Genomic DNA, 14,685 nt, shown 5'->3' with positions numbered 1-14,685 from the left:
CTCTCAGAGCTTGATCTCGATGTCGACGCCGGCCGGAAGGTCGAGGCGCATCAGCGAGTCAACGGTCTTCGGGGTCGGGTCGAGGATGTCGATCAGACGCTTGTGAGTGCGCATCTCGAAGTGCTCGCGCGAGTCCTTGTACTTGTGCGGCGAGCGGATGACGCAGTAAACGTTCTTCTCAGTGGGCAGCGGCACCGGGCCCGCGACCTGCGCACCAGTGCGAATGACGGTCTCGACGATCTTCTTCGCCGAGGAGTCAATCACCTCGTGGTCGTAGGCCTTGAGCCGGATGCGGATCTTCTGTCCCGCCATGGCTACTCAGTAGTCCTTTGTGTCGTCTGCTGCTTCTGCGGCCGGATTCCGCCGGGTGGCTTGGTCCGGTGGCGCCCTGGATGATTCCCGCCGGTCCACGCGCTCGGGCGTGTCGCGCCTGGGCTTAAGAAAAGGGACGAACCCTCTTCAGGGGGAACCGGGTCGGCATTGCACCCATGGACGCCGGGTCGAGGCCCCGCCCACGCTTCCCGGAAGATTCCCGTACGTCCGCCCCGCAGCTGCCGCGGTGTCGCTTACACACCACTACCCCCACATACAGTCCGTGGAGATATGAACGGCCATCACGGGAACGACGAGTACTTGGGACTCGCTTCCGGTCCTCCCGGCGGGAGGCGCGCAGCATCGGCAACTCAACCGAGCAACTTGGCTATCTTGCCATATCAGAGGCGTTTGACGCCAATCAGCCCAGGGTAGGCGCGCTGATTCCTCGTCACACTCCTTGCGCGGCACGGCAAAGGGGCCCCGGAACCCGTTCTCGCGAACGGGTTCCGAGGCCCCTCCAAGCCTGTGGAGCAGGCAGGTCAGATCATCAATTACTTGATGATCTCGGTGACCTGGCCGGCGCCGACGGTGCGGCCACCCTCACGGATGGCGAACTTCAGGCCCTGCTCCATGGCGATCGGCTGGATCAGCGCGACGGTCATGGCGGTGTTGTCGCCCGGCATGACCATCTCGGTGCCCTCGGGGAGGGTCACGACGCCGGTCACGTCCGTGGTACGGAAGTAGAACTGCGGGCGGTAGTTGTTGAAGAAGGGGGTGTGACGGCCACCCTCGTCCTTCGACAGGATGTAGGCCTGGGCCTTGAAGTCGGTGTGCGGCGTGACCGAACCCGGCTTGATGATGACCTGGCCGCGCTCGACGTCCTCGCGCTTGATGCCACGGAGGAGCAGACCGACGTTCTCGCCCGCCTGGCCCTCGTCGAGCAGCTTGCGGAACATCTCGATGCCGGTGACCGTGGTGGTGGTCTTGGTCTCCTTGATGCCGATGATGTCGACAGTCTCGTTGACCTTGAGGATGCCACGCTCGATACGACCGGTGACGACGGTGCCACGACCGGTGATCGTGAAGACGTCCTCGATCGGCATCAGGAACGGCTGGTCGACAGCGCGCTCCGGGGTCGGGATGGCCTCGTCGACCGCGTGCATGAGGCCGAGGAGCTTCTCGCCCCACTCCTTGTCGCCCTCGAGCGCCTTGAGCGCCGAGACGCGCACGACCGGCAGGTCGTCGCCCGGGAACTCGTACTCGGAGAGCAGCTCGCGGACCTCGAGCTCGACGAGCTCCAGGATCTCCTCGTCGTCCACCATGTCGGCCTTGTTCAGGGCGACAACGATGTAGGGGACGCCGACCTGGCGGGCCAGGAGGACGTGCTCCTTGGTCTGCGGCATCGGGCCGTCGGTGGCGGCGACGACGAGGATCGCACCGTCCATCTGGGCCGCACCGGTGATCATGTTCTTGATGTAGTCCGCGTGACCCGGGCAGTCGACGTGGGCGTAGTGACGCGCCTCGGTCTGGTACTCGACGTGCGCGATCGAGATGGTGATACCGCGCTGCCGCTCCTCCGGCGCCTTGTCGATCTGGTCGAACGGCGTGAAGGGGTTGATGTCCGGGTACGCGTCGTGCAGCACCTTGGTGATGGCCGCGGTAAGGGTCGTCTTACCGTGGTCGATGTGACCGATGGTGCCGATGTTGACGTGGGGCTTCGTCCGCTCGAACTTCGCCTTCGCCACTGCAGTCCTCCTGAGGACAGTTCTGTACGCCGTACGACGTCAGTTGGTCTTTGATCGGGTTTGGGTACGGGGTGCTGGTAGCACCCCATGCCGTCCCGCGGATGGGGGCGGAGGTACCGGCGGGGTCGGGGTACGACCCCGCCGGGTTTGCCTCCATAAAGCCTAAGGCTTGCGGTAGATCCGGATTGTCCGGACCTTACTCGCCCTTGGCCTTGGCGATGATGTCGTCCGCCACGTTCCGCGGAACCTCGGCGTACGAGTCGAACTGCATCGAGTAGCTCGCGCGACCAGAGGTCTTGCTGCGCAGGTCACCGACGTAGCCGAACATCTCGGAGAGCGGCACCAGCGCGTTGACCACGCGGGCACCGTGACGCTCGTCCATGGACCGGATCTGGCCACGGCGAGAGTTGATGTCGCCGATGACCTCGCCCATGTAGTCCTCGGGCGTGGTGACCTCGACGGCCATCATCGGCTCCAGCAGGGCCGGACCGGCCTTGCGGGCGCCTTCCTTGAAGGCCATCGAGCCGGCGATCTTGAACGCGAGCTCGGAGGAGTCGACGTCGTGCGAGGCACCGTCGAGCAGCGTCACGCGGACACCCTGGAGCGGGTAGCCGGCGAGCACACCGAACTCCATGGCCTCCTGGCAACCGGCGTCGACCGAAGGGATGTACTCCTTCGGCACGCGGCCACCGGTGACCTTGTTCACGAACTCGTAGCCCTCGCCGGACTCGAGCGGCTCGATCGCGATCTGGATCTTCGCGAACTGGCCGGAACCACCGGTCTGCTTCTTGTGCGTGTAGTCGATCCGCTCGACGGCCTTGCGGATCGTCTCACGGTACGCCACCTGCGGCTTGCCGACGTTGGCCTCGACCTTGAACTCACGGCGCATACGGTCGACCAGCACCTCGAGGTGCAGCTCGCCCATACCCGCGATGATGGTCTGGCCGGTCTCCTCGTCCGTGTTGACCTGGAAGGAGGGGTCCTCCTCCGCGAGACGCTGGATGGCGACACCCAGCTTCTCCTGGTCGCCCTTGGACTTGGGCTCGATGGCGACGCGGATGACCGGGGCCGGGAAGTCCATGGACTCCAGGATGACCGGGTTCTTCTCGTCGCTCAGCGTCTCACCGGTGGTGGTCTGCTTGAGACCCATCACGGCGATGATGTCGCCGGCGCCCACCGAGTCGATCTCCTCACGCTTGTTCGCGTGCATGCGGTAGATCTTGCCGATGCGCTCCTTCTTGCCCTTGACGGAGTTCAGCACCGAAGAGCCGGACTCCAGGCGGCCCGAGTAAACCCGGACGAAGGTGAGCTTGCCGAGGTGCGGGTCGGACATGATCTTGAAGGCGAGCGCGGCGAGCGGCTCGTCGTCGGAGGCCCGACGGACGATCTTCTCCTCGTCGTTGCCCGGCTTCGTACCCTCGATACCCTCGATGTCGAGCGGCGACGGCAGGTACTTCACGACCGCGTCGAGCAGGGGCTGAACGCCCTTGTTCTTGAACGCGGAGCCGCAGAAGATCGGGGTGAAGTCCGAGTTCAGCGTGCCCTTGCGGATCGCGGCGACCAGCAGCTCCTCGGGGATGTCCTCGCCCTCGAGGGCGAGCTCCATCACCTCGTCGCTGGTGTTCGACACGATGTCGAGCAGTTCCTCGCGGTACTGAGCGGCCTGGTCCGCCAGGTCGGCCGGGATGTCGACCTCGTCGTACATCTCGCCCTTGGTCGCCTCGGGCGACCAGACCAGGGCCTTCATCTTGACCAGGTCCACGACGCCGACGAAGTCGGACTCGGCACCGATCGGGAGCTGCATGACCAGCGCGGTCGCGTTGAGGCGATCCTTGATGGTCTGCACGCAGAAGAAGAAGTTCGCGCCCGTGCGGTCCAGCTTGTTGACGAAGCAGATGCGCGGGACGCCGTAGCGGTCAGCCTGCCGCCACACGGTCTCGGACTGGGGCTCGACACCGGCAACGCCGTCGAACACCGTCACGCCACCGTCGAGCACGCGCAGCGAACGCTCCACCTCGACGGTGAAGTCGACGTGGCCCGGGGTGTCGATGATGTTGATGGTGTTGTCAACGCCGTCAAGCGTCCAGTGACAGGTCGTCGCGGCCGACGTGATCGTGATGCCGCGCTCCTGCTCCTGCTCCATCCAGTCCATGGTGGCAGCGCCATCGTGGACCTCACCGATCTTGTACGAGACACCGGTGTAGAACAGGATCCGCTCGGTGGTGGTGGTCTTGCCCGCGTCGATGTGCGCCATGATCCCGATGTTGCGGACCTTGGCGAGGTCAAGGGAGGTTGCAGCCATGGTGGCTCGTTCTCTCTCTGTCTAGTGACGGGGTTCGGACTACCAGCGGTAGTGCGCGAAGGCCTTGTTGGACTCGGCCATCTTGTGGGTGTCCTCGCGACGCTTCACGGAAGCGCCCAGGCCGTTGCTGGCGTCGAGGATCTCGTTCATCAGACGCTCGGTCATGGTCTTCTCGCGACGGGCGCGGGAGTAGCCGACCATCCAGCGCAGCGCCAGGGTGCTGGCGCGGCCCGGACGGACCTCGACCGGAACCTGGTAGGTCGCGCCACCGACACGGCGGGACTTGACCTCGAGGGCCGGCTTGACGTTCTCCAGCGCGCGCTTCAGCGTCACGACGGGGTCCGAGCCGGTCTTCTCACGGACGCCCTCGAGGGCGCCGTAGACGATGCGCTCGGCGGTGGAGCGCTTGCCGTGCAGCAGGATCTTGTTGACCAGCGAGGTCACCAGCGGGGAGCCGTAAACCGGGTCGATGATGACCGGGCGCTTCGGGGCGGGGCCCTTACGAGGCATTCTTACTTCTCCTTCTTGGCGCCGTAGCGGCTGCGGGCCTGCTTGCGGTTCTTGACACCCTGGGTGTCAAGGGAGCCGCGGATGATCTTGTAGCGGACACCAGGAAGGTCCTTCACACGACCGCCGCGCACGAGCACGATGGAGTGCTCCTGCAGGTTGTGGCCCTCGCCGGGGATGTAAGCGGTGACCTCGATCCCGCTGGTGAGGCGCACACGGGCGACCTTACGAAGCGCCGAGTTCGGCTTCTTCGGGGTGGTCGTGTACACACGCGTGCAGACGCCGCGGCGCTGGGGCGAGCCCTTCAGCGCGGGCGTCTTGTTCTTCTCGACCTTGTCCTGCCGGCCCTTCCGGACCAGCTGCTGGATCGTAGGCACCGTTTCTCCGTTTTCTGTGTGCCAAGGCTGGGTGAAACTAACCTGCGGTGTTCCCACGCGTTTTCCCAGCTCACACCGACCCACGCGGTCGGGTGTGTTGGGCCCCGTCAGGGGAGGAATCTCGCGGAATCCCATGGGCTGATGCACAGCGACGGCGCGGGCAGAGCGGGTTGAACCACGCCACTGCGGCTGCCGGTGTGCTTGCACGCACAAGGACCCGGGGACACCCCAGGCACAAGGTCAGAGCGTACCTAGCGCATCGGGCGCGGTCAAAACAAATGAGACACCGCAGGTCGTGGCGTCAATCGGGAAAATCTCCAGCCGCCCGCACGGTCGGCCCGAACCGCGGTCGCGCGGGTCGGGTCAGCCGCCGTGAGCGCTGAAGGCGACGGCGCCGAGCAGCAGCAGGAGCGACCAGCCGGCCAGCGAAAGGTAACCCAGAACCAACCCGAAGGTCGCCATCCCGTCACCGCTCTCCTTCGTCTGGCGGATCTGACGGCGGGCGAGGTGGCCGGTGACCACGGCGGGGATGGCCAGGGTGCCGACGCTGGGCACGCAGAGCAGGCCGAAGACCAGGGCGGAGATCGCCAGGCCGTTGTTGGGCGCCGGGCGGGTCGGCGGCAGGAAGGTGGGCGGCACCGGCATCGCCATCGGCGCGGCCATCGGTGCGGCCATCGGAGTGACGACCGGGCCGGCCGGCAGGTCGGCGACCAGCTGGGCCAGCTGGCCGTAGGTCTGGGCGCGGTTGGCGGCGTCGAAGCGGTCCGAGTACTCCTCGGCGGAGAGCCGGCCCTCGGCGTAGGCGGCCTTGAGCACATCCACCGTCCGGTCGCGGTCGGTGTGGGCGGCGCGCATCTGGGCCATCGGCTGGGCCTGGGCGGCCATCGGCTGGGCCTGCTGCGCGGGATACCCGGGGTGCCCGCTCCCGGGCCACGGCTGCACGTCACCCATCCGGACTCCTCCCCTAGTGCTGTCGATGGTTAGGACGATCCGCACCCGCTCACGGGTTCCGGTTCGGCCGCACGGACTCATCATGCCCGCTTCCGGGCTCCGGCATCATTGCCGAGTGAGCACTGATGAGGTCGGACCGATGGTCGAGTTGTGGGAACGTGCGCTCGGCACAGTGCTGGGCGCGCCGCCCAAGCGGGCCGACCGGGCGGTGGACGACGGGGCCTCGGTGCTCGCCGCCTCCGCCGACCGGTGGCCGACCGCGAGCCGGTCGCTGCTGGTGCTGGCCGACCGCTCGCTCGACTCGCTCTGGGCCCGCGGCTGGCGGCCGGCCGACCTGGCCCGGCTGGTCCGCCGCGACCTGGCACCGGTGCACCTCGCCCTGCTGGTCGACCTGGTGGCCGCCGAGGCGCGCCGCCACTCCCCCGCCGCGCTGGACCGCCGCTGGCACGAGCAGCTGCGCGAACTGGCCGCCGAGATCTGGTGGGCGGGCGACGGGCACGGGAGCGGTCTCGAGGACGGGTTCCTGCCGGCCTTCGCCGAACGGCACCGGCTGGACCGCTTCGCGCTGGCCACCGTCGCGCTCGAGCTGCTGCCGCTGCTGGCCCGGCTGCCGGCGATCGCCCCGGTCGGTCCGGCGCCGGGCGCCCGCCCGGTCGAGCACCGGGCCACCGTGCCGGTGCCCGGCGAGCCGCGGATGCTGTCCCGGATCCGGGCCCTGCTGGCGAAGGCGGAGTCCACCGAGTTCCCGCAGGAGGCCGAGGCGCTGACCGAGAAGGCGCAGCAGCTGATGGCCCAGCACAGCATCGACGAGGCGCTGCTGGCGGCCGGGCAGGCCGGGCAGTCGGCCGGTGTGCCGGGCTCGGTGCGGATCGGGGTGGAGAACCCGTACGAGGGGCCCAAGGCGATGCTGCTGGACGCGGTCGCGGCGGCGAACCGGTGCCGGGTGGTCTGGGCGAAGGAGTTCTCCTTCTGCACCGTGATCGGCTTCGACTCGGACCTGGACGCCGTGGAGCTGCTGTACACCTCGCTGCTGGTGCAGGCCACCGCGGCGATGCAGCGGGCCGGCAGCCGCCAGCACCTGGACGGGGCATCCCGCACCCGGGCCTTCCGGCAGTCCTTCCTGGTCTCCTACGCGGCGCGGATCCGCGAGCGGCTCACCGAGGCGACCGAGCGCACCACCCGCGAGGCCGCCGCCGGCCGCCACCTGCGCGAGGACGGCACCGCGGAGCAGCTGCAGCCGGACGAGCGGCTGCTGCCGGCGCTGGCCGCCCGCGAGGAGGCGGTGGACTCGGCGACCGACCGGATGTTCCCCAAGCTCACCTCGCAGCGGGTCCGGGTCAGCGACGGCGAGGGCTGGGCCGCCGGCCGGGCCGCCGCCGACCGCGCGGCGCTGCACAGCCGCGGCCGAGTGGAGAAGCGGCGCTAGACCGGCTCTCAGTCCCAGAGGGATCCGAAGGCGAGGAGCTCCTCGCGGTACTCGATCCCGGCGGTCCACTCGGCCGGCCAGGCGTCGGCGCCGTGGTAGGCACCGGCGAAGGCGCCGGCCAGGCAGGCCAGGGAGTCGGAGTCGCCCGAGGAGTAGGCGGCGCGGCGGACCGCGAGCACCGGGTCGTCGGGGAAGAGCAGGAAGCAGAGCAGCGCGGTGGCGAAGGCCTCCTCCGCGATCCAGCCCTCGCCGGTGGCCAGGCAGGGGTCCGCCTCCCGGTCCGGCGCGGCGAGCGCGGCCTCGAGGCGGTCCAGAACGCCCAGGCACTCGTCCCAGCCACGGGCGATGAACTCCTCGCGCGAGCGGTCGTGGGCCAGCTCGGCCAGGTCGCCGAGCCAGCCGGCGTCGTAGCGGGTGCGGTTGGCCAGGGCGTGGGCGCGCAGCAGCCCGGGGAGCTCGGCGGGTCGGGCGCCCTCGGTGAGCCACCGGACGGTGAAGGCGGTGAGTTCACTGGCGGCCAGCGCGGTGGGGTGTCCGTGCGTGAGCGCGGACTGGAGCTGGGCAGCACCGGCGACTTGATGCTCCGTCAATTCGCGGATCAGACCCAGCGGGGCGACTCGCATATTGGCGCCGCAGCCCTTGGAGCCGATCTGGCTGGCTTCCTGCCAGCGGCGGTCGGGCTTGCTGAGCAGGTGGCAGGCGGTCATGCAGGTGCGCCCGGGGGCCCGGTTGTTCTCCGGGGAGCGCCACCACTCGACGAACTCCTCGCGCACCGGCCGCTCCATCCGCAGCGGAGCCAACGGGCCGCGCTCCAGTGCGGTGCGCAGCCCGCGCGCCAGAGCGAGCGTCATCTGGGTGTCATCGGTGACGAACGCCTTCTTGGGCAGCGGGAGTTGACGCCAGTCCGGGTGACTGCGGGCAATCATCGAGACGGTCTGGAACTCGGTCGGAAAGCCCATCGCGTCGCCGATCGCGAGGCCGAGCAGGGCGCCGGTAGCGCGCTTCATGTGGTCACCAGGAGTTCGGTCAGGCCGCGGATCACGTAGCCCGGTTGCCAGTCGGGCTCGCGCAGCAGCGTCAGATGGGGCGCCCGGCGCAGCAACGCGCCGTAGGACTCGGTGAGTTCGAGCCGGGCCAGAGGGGCGCCGAGGCAGAAGTGGATGCCGGCACCGAAGGTGATGTGCGGATTGTCGGCGCGGGTGACGTCGAGGCGGTCGGGGTCGGTGAAGCGAGCTCCGTCCCGGTTGGCCGAGCCGAACAGCAGGGCGAGTTCGCTGCCGCGCGGGATCGACACGCCGGCCACCTCGATGTCCTCGAGCACCCAGCGCTCGAACATCTGCAGCGGGGTGTCGTAGCGCATCAACTCCTCGACCGCGGTGGCGAGATGGGCATCGACATCGGAGCGCAGCAGGGCCAGCTGGTCGGGGTTGCGGAAGAGCGCCCACCAGCCGTTGCCGGTGGTGTTGACGGTCGCCTCGTGGCCGGCGTTGAGCAGCAGCACGCAGGTGGAGACCATCTCCTGCTCGCTGAGCGCGTCGCCGTCCTCCTGGGCGGCGATCAGTGCGGAGATCAGGTCGTTCCCGGGCGCGGCCCGCCGTTCCCGGATCAGCGCGCGCAGGTAGTCGGAGAATTCGACGCTGGCGTCCACCGCGCGCTTGGCCACCTCGGCCGAGGGGTTGAGCTCGAACATCCCGGTGATCGCGGCCGACCAGGGGCGCAACAGCCCCCGGTCGGCGGTCGGCACGCCGAGCATCTCGGCGATCACCGCCACCGGCAGCGGCTCGGCGACGGCGGCGATCAGATCGCCGCCGCCCTCCTCGAGCAGCCCGCTCACCAACTCGTCCGCCAGCCGGGCCACGGTCGGCCGCAGCCCTTCGACCATCCGCGGTGTGAACGCCTTCGCCACCAGGCGTCGGATCCGGGTGTGGTCCGGCGCCTCCAGGTCGAGCAGGCCGTTGCTGTTGAGCGTGTGGAACGGCTCGTGCGCCGGGTCGGGCGGGGTCTGCCCGAACTCCTCGTGGCTGAAGCGATGGGTGTAGGTCCGCCCCAGCCGCCGGTCCCGCAGCAGCGCGCTGACGTCCTCGTACCGCGACACCAGCCACTGCCCGGTCGGCTCGTGGAAGTGCACCGGGGAGGTGGCGCGCAGCTCCGCGTACGCCTCGTACGGGTGTGCGATGAAGTCCGCTGACCAGGGATCGAAGAGCGTCATCCGGTCAGCCTAGCGACCAGGGCCGGCAGAGCAACGGAGATGGGCTCGCGGATCACCTCGTCCGCCTGCTCGTCGAAGGGGGTCGGCTCGCCGTTGACGATGATCAGCCGGGCGCCGGCCTCCAGGGCGATCTGCGGCAGCGAGGCCACGGGGTACACCTGGAGCGAGGTGCCGACCGCGACGAAGACCTCGCAGGCCTTGGCGATCGCATCGGCCCTGGTCAGCACCTCCGGGTCCAGCGTCTCGCCGAACATCACGGTGGCCGGCTTGAGGATCCCGCCGCACTCCCGGCAGGCCGGGTCCGGCTCGCCGGCCGCCACCCGGTCCAGTGCCTCGTCCATCGCGCTGGAGCGCCGGCACCGCATGCACTGCACCCGCAGTGCGGTGCCGTGCAGTTCGAGCACCTTGCGGTCCGGCAGCCCGGCCTTCTGGTGCAACCCGTCCACGTTCTGGGTGAGCACCCGCAGCGGCAGTGCGCGCTCCAACTCGACCAGTGCGCGGTGCCCGGCGTTCGGCTCGGCCGTCAGCGCACCGACCTCGGCCCGCATCCGCCAGGACCGCTCCCGCACCTCGGTGGAGGCCAGGTAAGGCCCGATGGTCACCAGTTCCTGGACCGACGGGTCGCGCTGCCAAAGGCCCTTGGGGCCACGGTAGTCGGGGATTCCGGAGTCGGTGGAGATGCCGGCGCCGGTGAGGACGGCGACAAGCGTGCGGCTGCTCATGCGGCGAGCGTAGAGCCCCCGGGCCCGGCGCTGCACCTGGCTTTCGCACGGTGCAACGGGCTTTCGGCCGGTGCAGCGGGCTTTCGACCGGTGCAGCGGGCTTTCGACCGGTGCAGCGGGCTTTCGACCGGTGCAGCGGGCTTTCGACCGGTGCAGCCGGCGCTAAAACCGGGTGCGGCCGCGGTTCTGTGACGCGCTGAGCGCCGGCGCCGGCTGTCAGCGCGGGTCGCCCGCCACCACCGCGCCGGCCTCGTAGGCGAAGACCACCGCGTGTACCCGGTCGCGCAGTTGGAGCTTGCTCAGCACGTTGGAGACGTGCGTCTTGACGGTGTGTTCGCTGACCACCAGTTCGCCGGCGATCTCGGCGTTGGACAGGCCACGGGCCAGCAGCCGCAGGGTCTCCTGCTCGCGGGCGGTCAGCTGCTCCAGCAGGCGGGACGGGGTGCGGGCGCCTGCGGCCGGCCCGGCGGCGGGGCCGCGGGCGGCGAACTCGCTGATCAAGCGCTTGGTCACGGAGGGTGCCAGCAGCGCCTCCCCCGCGGCCACCATCCGCACCCCGTGCGCCAGGTCGTCCCGGCGCACGTCCTTGAGCAGGAAGCCGCTGGCCCCGGCGTAGAGCGCGTCGTAGACGTAGTCGTCGATGTCGAAGGTGGTCAGCATGATCACCTTGGTCTCCGGGTGCTCGGCGCAGACCCGGCGGGCCGCCTCCAGGCCGTCCATCACGGGCATCCGGACGTCCAGCAGCAGCACGTCGGGCCGGTGCGCGGCGACCGCCTCGACCGCCTCGGCGCCGTTGCAGGCCTCGGCCACCACCTCGATGTCCGGCTGCGCGTCCAGGATCATCCCGAACCCGGCCCGGACCAGCTCCTGGTCGTCCGCGACCACTACCCGAATCGTCATCCCACGTCCGTTCACGCGCTCAGCGGCAGTTCTGCCGTCACCAGAAAGCCCTGTCCGGCCGGCCCGGGCCCGGCGCTGGCCCGCCCGCCGCAGGCCGCGGCCCGCTCGCGGATGCCGACCAGTCCGCGCCCGCCGGACCACACCCCGGTGGCACCGGTCGGCGCCAGCCCGCGCCCGTTGTCCAGCACCGAGAGCGCAAGCACCGAGTCCCGCGCGGCGACCTCCACCGCGACCCGGTCCGCCCCGGAGTGCTTGACGATGTTGGTCAGCGCCTCCTGGACGATCCGGTAGGCCGCCGCCTCCACCTCGGCCGGCAGGGCCCGAGCGGGCTCGGGCAGCGCCAGCTCCACCCGCACCCCGGCCGCCCGCACCCGCTCGGCCACCGCCGGCAGTTCGGCCAGTCGCGGCTGCGGTGCCAGCTCCGGCCCGGCCCCCTCCTCCTTGAGCACCCCGAGCACCCGGCGCAGCTGCACCATGGCGTCCCGGCCGGTGTCGCCGATGGTGTCGAAGGCCTTGATCGCCTTCTCCGGGCTGCTGTGCACCACCAGCGGGCCGGCCTCGGCCTGAATCACCATCAGCGAGACGGCGTGCGCCAGGATGTCGTGCATCTCCCGGGCGATCCTGGCCCGCTCCTCGGCCACCGCCCGGGCCGCGTCGCTGGCCGCCCGGCGCCCGGTCTCGCGAGCCCGCTCGGCCTCGATCCGGGCGAGCCGGCGCAGCTCGCGCACCAGCGAGCCGAAGACGAAGGAGCCGATCGACAGCAGCAGGCTGAAGAGCATCCCGTTGGGCGAGCGGGTGCCGAGCACGTTCGCCACCACCAGGACCAGCAGCATCGACCAGCGCTGCCACTCCTTGGCCCGGTCCGCCAGGGTGTAGACGGTTATCACCGCGTAGACCGCGATCTGCGGCTGGGCCGAGTGCGCCCAGATGCTCAGCGCCAGTGAGGCCACGCCGGTGAGCAGGAAGACCAGGAAGGGTGCCCGGCGGCGCCACGGAATCGGCAGCGCCGTGGCGGCCGCGAGCAGGTAGACCCACCACGCCCAGCCCTTGCCGTCGCAGAAGACGGTCCAGAGCGAGACCGCCGCCGAGAAGGCGGCCAGCAGGCTGTCGGCCAGGTACGGGTTGATCCCGGTCAGCCGCTGCTGCCAGCGCTGCCCCAGCCCGGCCAGCCGGCCCAGCCGGCGCGCGATCCGCTCCACATCCGCCCCCCGCGTGTCAGTCGGGAGCCTATCGCCCGCGCTGAGCAGGTCGAATGCCGGCCGGAGCGGTCCGGACTCAGCCATGGGCGACGGTGACGTCACCGGTCTCGGCGTGCGCGTTGATGGTCCGCCCGAGGCCCTCCTGCTGCGGGACGGTCACCTCGACCTTGCCGGTCTGCGCGGTGGCGGCGACCGCGTAGCTGTCGCCGCCGGGGACGGTGAGCCGGACCGAACCGGTCCCGGTGCGCGCGTCGACCGCCGCCGGGGCGCCGGCGAAGGAGACCGACAGGTCGCCGGTCCGGGTCCGCAGCTGGGCCCGGCCGGTGCCCAGTCGCTCGCCCTCCACGTTCCCGGTGTCGGTGCTGGCCTCGACCGCCGCCGTCAGCCCGACCAGCCGCACCGTCCCGGTGTTCGCGGCCACCTTCACCACGGTGTCGGACGGGACCTGGACCTGGTAGTCGACCCCGCAGTCGTGGCAGTCGTAGGTCAGCGTCAGGGTGCCGTCGGCGGTGGTGTGCGTGGTGGCGGGCGCCTTCCCGCGGTAGTTCTGATGCTCCGTCACCGAGACGCCGGTGCCGCCGCCGACCACCCGGATGTCACCGGTGCTCCCGTTGATCACCAGCGTGTGCACCGGCTGGTCGATCTGGTAGCTCGCGTCGAGGTGCTGGTCCCCGTCGAGGAAGCAGCCGGACATGCCGAACGCGACGGCGGCGGTGATGACGGTCTTGGCGAGCAGGCCGGTGCGGCGCTGGTTCATCTTGGTCCCCCATGGTTTCGGCGGCCCGGACCTTCCCGGGCCGACACCCCTAGGCTGCCCGCCGACCGCCACCGCGCGGATCGCCCGCCGGAGCGGTTCTGCCGCCTCCCCCACAAGAGGGATCCCGGCCCCGCAGGAGGGAGTCGGAGCTTCCTGCTGTGACTGGGAACACTTCGGGAGCCGGGGAACCGATCGCCGCCGCGCCCCCTCCTCCGTAGGCCCCGACTCGAACGGAGACCGCCATGCACGAGCCACCGCCCGGCCTCGCCGAGCTCGTCCGCGCCGCCCAGGGCGGGGACCAGCTGGCGGCCGGCCGACTGCTCGACCTGATCACCCCGTACGTCCGGCGCCTGTGCGGCCCGATCGCGCTGGAGGACGGGGCGGACGCCACCCAGGAGGCACTGATCGCGGTCTTCCGCAAGCTGCGCCAGCTGCAGGACCCGCTGGCGCTCTACGGCTGGGTGCGGGCCATCGCGGTGCGCGAGGCGGTCCGGCACGCACAACGGGCCGCCCGGCAGCGCCCCGCCGAACTGGCCGAGGTGCCCGCCCCGGGCGATCCGCAGCTGGCCGCCGACATCCGCGACGTGCTCGCCCGGCTCTCCCCCGAGCACCGGGCCGTGCTGCTGCTGCGCGATCTGGAGGGGATCGACGAACGGCGCACCGCCGAACTCCTCGCGGTGCCGCCGGGGACCGTGAAATCCCGGCTCTCCCGGGCCCGACTCAGCTTCCGAAAGGCGTGGTCGCAGTGACCGAGCAGGACCGCGACAGCAGCCGCCCGACCGGCGATCCGGTCACCGGGGACCACCCGCCGACCACCGGGGGCGGCTGGCCGGTCGCCGACTTCGACCAGGTCCGCCGCCTGCGGGTGATCGCGGCCAGCACCCCCGGCGCCCGGATCGGCGAGCGGGTGCTGGCGGCGCCCTTCGAGCAGGTCTGGGCGCTGGCCCAGGACCTGGAACGGACCATGCCGCTGTGGATCCCGGACGTGCGCACCGTACGGCTCAGCGGCCGGCCGGGCCGAGGCGGCCCGCTGACCGCCCGGATCCACGGCCACACCCGGCTGCGCGCCACCTTCACCATCGACCTCGAACCCGGCTGGTGCCTGATGCAGAGCCGCTTCGTGCTCGGCGGCATGGCGGCGTACCCGGAGAGCGAGAGCACCACCCGGTTCGCCTTCCTCGGCGGCCTGCGGCTGCCCGGGGTCCGGTACTGGGGGCCCGTGCTGCGCCCGTTCACCGGCTCACCGCTGGACCGGTTCGAGGCGCTGCTGTAGCA

At 70.4% G+C, this 14,685-nt stretch carries 15 protein-coding genes; 3 read left to right on the top strand and 12 right to left on the bottom strand.

Going from position 1 to position 14,685, the window contains the following annotated elements:
* Positions 1 to 3 precede the first annotated feature (3 nt).
* From rpsJ to BR98_RS26280, 6 genes are all read right to left on the bottom strand, one after another.
* The gene (rpsJ, locus tag BR98_RS26305; protein ID WP_012785157.1) at positions 4 to 312 is read right to left on the bottom strand and encodes a 30S ribosomal protein S10; all 309 of its coding nucleotides are present in this window, start codon (positions 310 to 312) and stop codon (positions 4 to 6) included.
* Positions 313 to 866: 554 nt separating this feature from the next.
* Complete coding sequence (gene tuf, locus BR98_RS26300) at positions 867 to 2,060, bottom strand: elongation factor Tu (protein ID WP_035848151.1); 1,194 nt, start codon at positions 2,058 to 2,060, stop codon at positions 867 to 869.
* A gap of 196 nt (positions 2,061 to 2,256) precedes the next feature.
* Positions 2,257 to 4,362 carry an elongation factor G gene (gene fusA / locus BR98_RS26295; RefSeq protein ID WP_035848147.1) on the bottom strand — a complete coding sequence of 702 codons (2,106 nt, stop codon included), beginning with the start codon at positions 4,360 to 4,362 and terminating at the stop codon, positions 2,257 to 2,259.
* Between the two features lie 39 nt (positions 4,363 to 4,401).
* Complete coding sequence (rpsG, locus tag BR98_RS26290; RefSeq protein WP_035848142.1) at positions 4,402 to 4,872, bottom strand: 30S ribosomal protein S7; 471 nt, start codon at positions 4,870 to 4,872, stop codon at positions 4,402 to 4,404.
* A 2-nt stretch (positions 4,873 to 4,874) separates the two neighbouring features.
* The gene (gene rpsL, locus BR98_RS26285; RefSeq protein ID WP_014144289.1) at positions 4,875 to 5,246 is read right to left on the bottom strand and encodes a 30S ribosomal protein S12; all 372 of its coding nucleotides are present in this window, start codon (positions 5,244 to 5,246) and stop codon (positions 4,875 to 4,877) included.
* Positions 5,247 to 5,609: 363 nt separating this feature from the next.
* Positions 5,610 to 6,197 (bottom strand): DUF1707 and DUF4190 domain-containing protein, encoded by a 588-nt coding sequence (locus tag BR98_RS26280; RefSeq protein ID WP_232247590.1) that lies wholly within the window; start codon positions 6,195 to 6,197, stop codon positions 5,610 to 5,612.
* A gap of 115 nt (positions 6,198 to 6,312) precedes the next feature.
* On the opposite strand from BR98_RS26280, the gene BR98_RS26275 reads away from it, so the two are divergent.
* Entirely contained in the window at positions 6,313 to 7,623 is a 1,311-nt protein-coding gene (locus BR98_RS26275; protein WP_232247588.1) for a DUF2786 domain-containing protein, read from the top strand.
* 8 nt (positions 7,624 to 7,631) lie between these two features.
* Here BR98_RS26275 and BR98_RS26270 read toward each other — a convergent pair whose 3' ends face one another.
* From BR98_RS26270 to BR98_RS26245, 6 genes are all read right to left on the bottom strand, one after another.
* Positions 7,632 to 8,630 carry an ADP-ribosylglycohydrolase family protein gene (locus BR98_RS26270; RefSeq protein ID WP_035848137.1) on the bottom strand — a complete coding sequence of 333 codons (999 nt, stop codon included), beginning with the start codon at positions 8,628 to 8,630 and terminating at the stop codon, positions 7,632 to 7,634.
* Positions 8,627 to 9,832, bottom strand: coding sequence for a cytochrome P450 (locus BR98_RS26265; protein WP_035848134.1), 1,206 nt, complete (start codon positions 9,830 to 9,832; stop codon positions 8,627 to 8,629). Before BR98_RS26265 ends, BR98_RS26270 begins: the two co-directional genes overlap by 4 nt.
* Positions 9,829 to 10,554, bottom strand: coding sequence for an SIR2 family NAD-dependent protein deacylase (locus BR98_RS26260; protein ID WP_035848132.1), 726 nt, complete (start codon positions 10,552 to 10,554; stop codon positions 9,829 to 9,831). Before BR98_RS26260 ends, BR98_RS26265 begins: the two co-directional genes overlap by 4 nt.
* A 216-nt stretch (positions 10,555 to 10,770) precedes the next feature.
* Positions 10,771 to 11,454 (bottom strand): response regulator, encoded by a 684-nt coding sequence (locus BR98_RS26255; RefSeq protein ID WP_035848129.1) that lies wholly within the window; start codon positions 11,452 to 11,454, stop codon positions 10,771 to 10,773.
* Positions 11,455 to 11,465: 11 nt separating this feature from the next.
* Positions 11,466 to 12,653 carry a sensor histidine kinase gene (locus tag BR98_RS26250; protein ID WP_232247586.1) on the bottom strand — a complete coding sequence of 396 codons (1,188 nt, stop codon included), beginning with the start codon at positions 12,651 to 12,653 and terminating at the stop codon, positions 11,466 to 11,468.
* A 76-nt stretch (positions 12,654 to 12,729) separates the two neighbouring features.
* Positions 12,730 to 13,410 carry a DUF4097 family beta strand repeat-containing protein gene (locus BR98_RS26245; RefSeq protein WP_035848127.1) on the bottom strand — a complete coding sequence of 227 codons (681 nt, stop codon included), beginning with the start codon at positions 13,408 to 13,410 and terminating at the stop codon, positions 12,730 to 12,732.
* 242 nt (positions 13,411 to 13,652) lie between these two features.
* On the opposite strand from BR98_RS26245, the gene BR98_RS26240 reads away from it, so the two are divergent.
* Complete coding sequence (locus tag BR98_RS26240) at positions 13,653 to 14,159, top strand: RNA polymerase sigma factor (protein ID WP_035848124.1); 507 nt, start codon at positions 13,653 to 13,655, stop codon at positions 14,157 to 14,159.
* Complete coding sequence (locus tag BR98_RS26235; RefSeq protein WP_051970232.1) at positions 14,156 to 14,683, top strand: SRPBCC family protein; 528 nt, start codon at positions 14,156 to 14,158, stop codon at positions 14,681 to 14,683. Before BR98_RS26240 ends, BR98_RS26235 begins: the two co-directional genes overlap by 4 nt.
* The last annotated feature ends 2 nt before the right edge of the window (positions 14,684 to 14,685 follow it).

This window comes from Kitasatospora azatica KCTC 9699 (genome assembly GCF_000744785.1).
Taxonomy (GTDB): Bacteria; Actinomycetota; Actinomycetes; order Streptomycetales; family Streptomycetaceae; genus Kitasatospora; species Kitasatospora azatica.
This window is presented reverse-complemented; position numbering and strand designations above follow the sequence as displayed.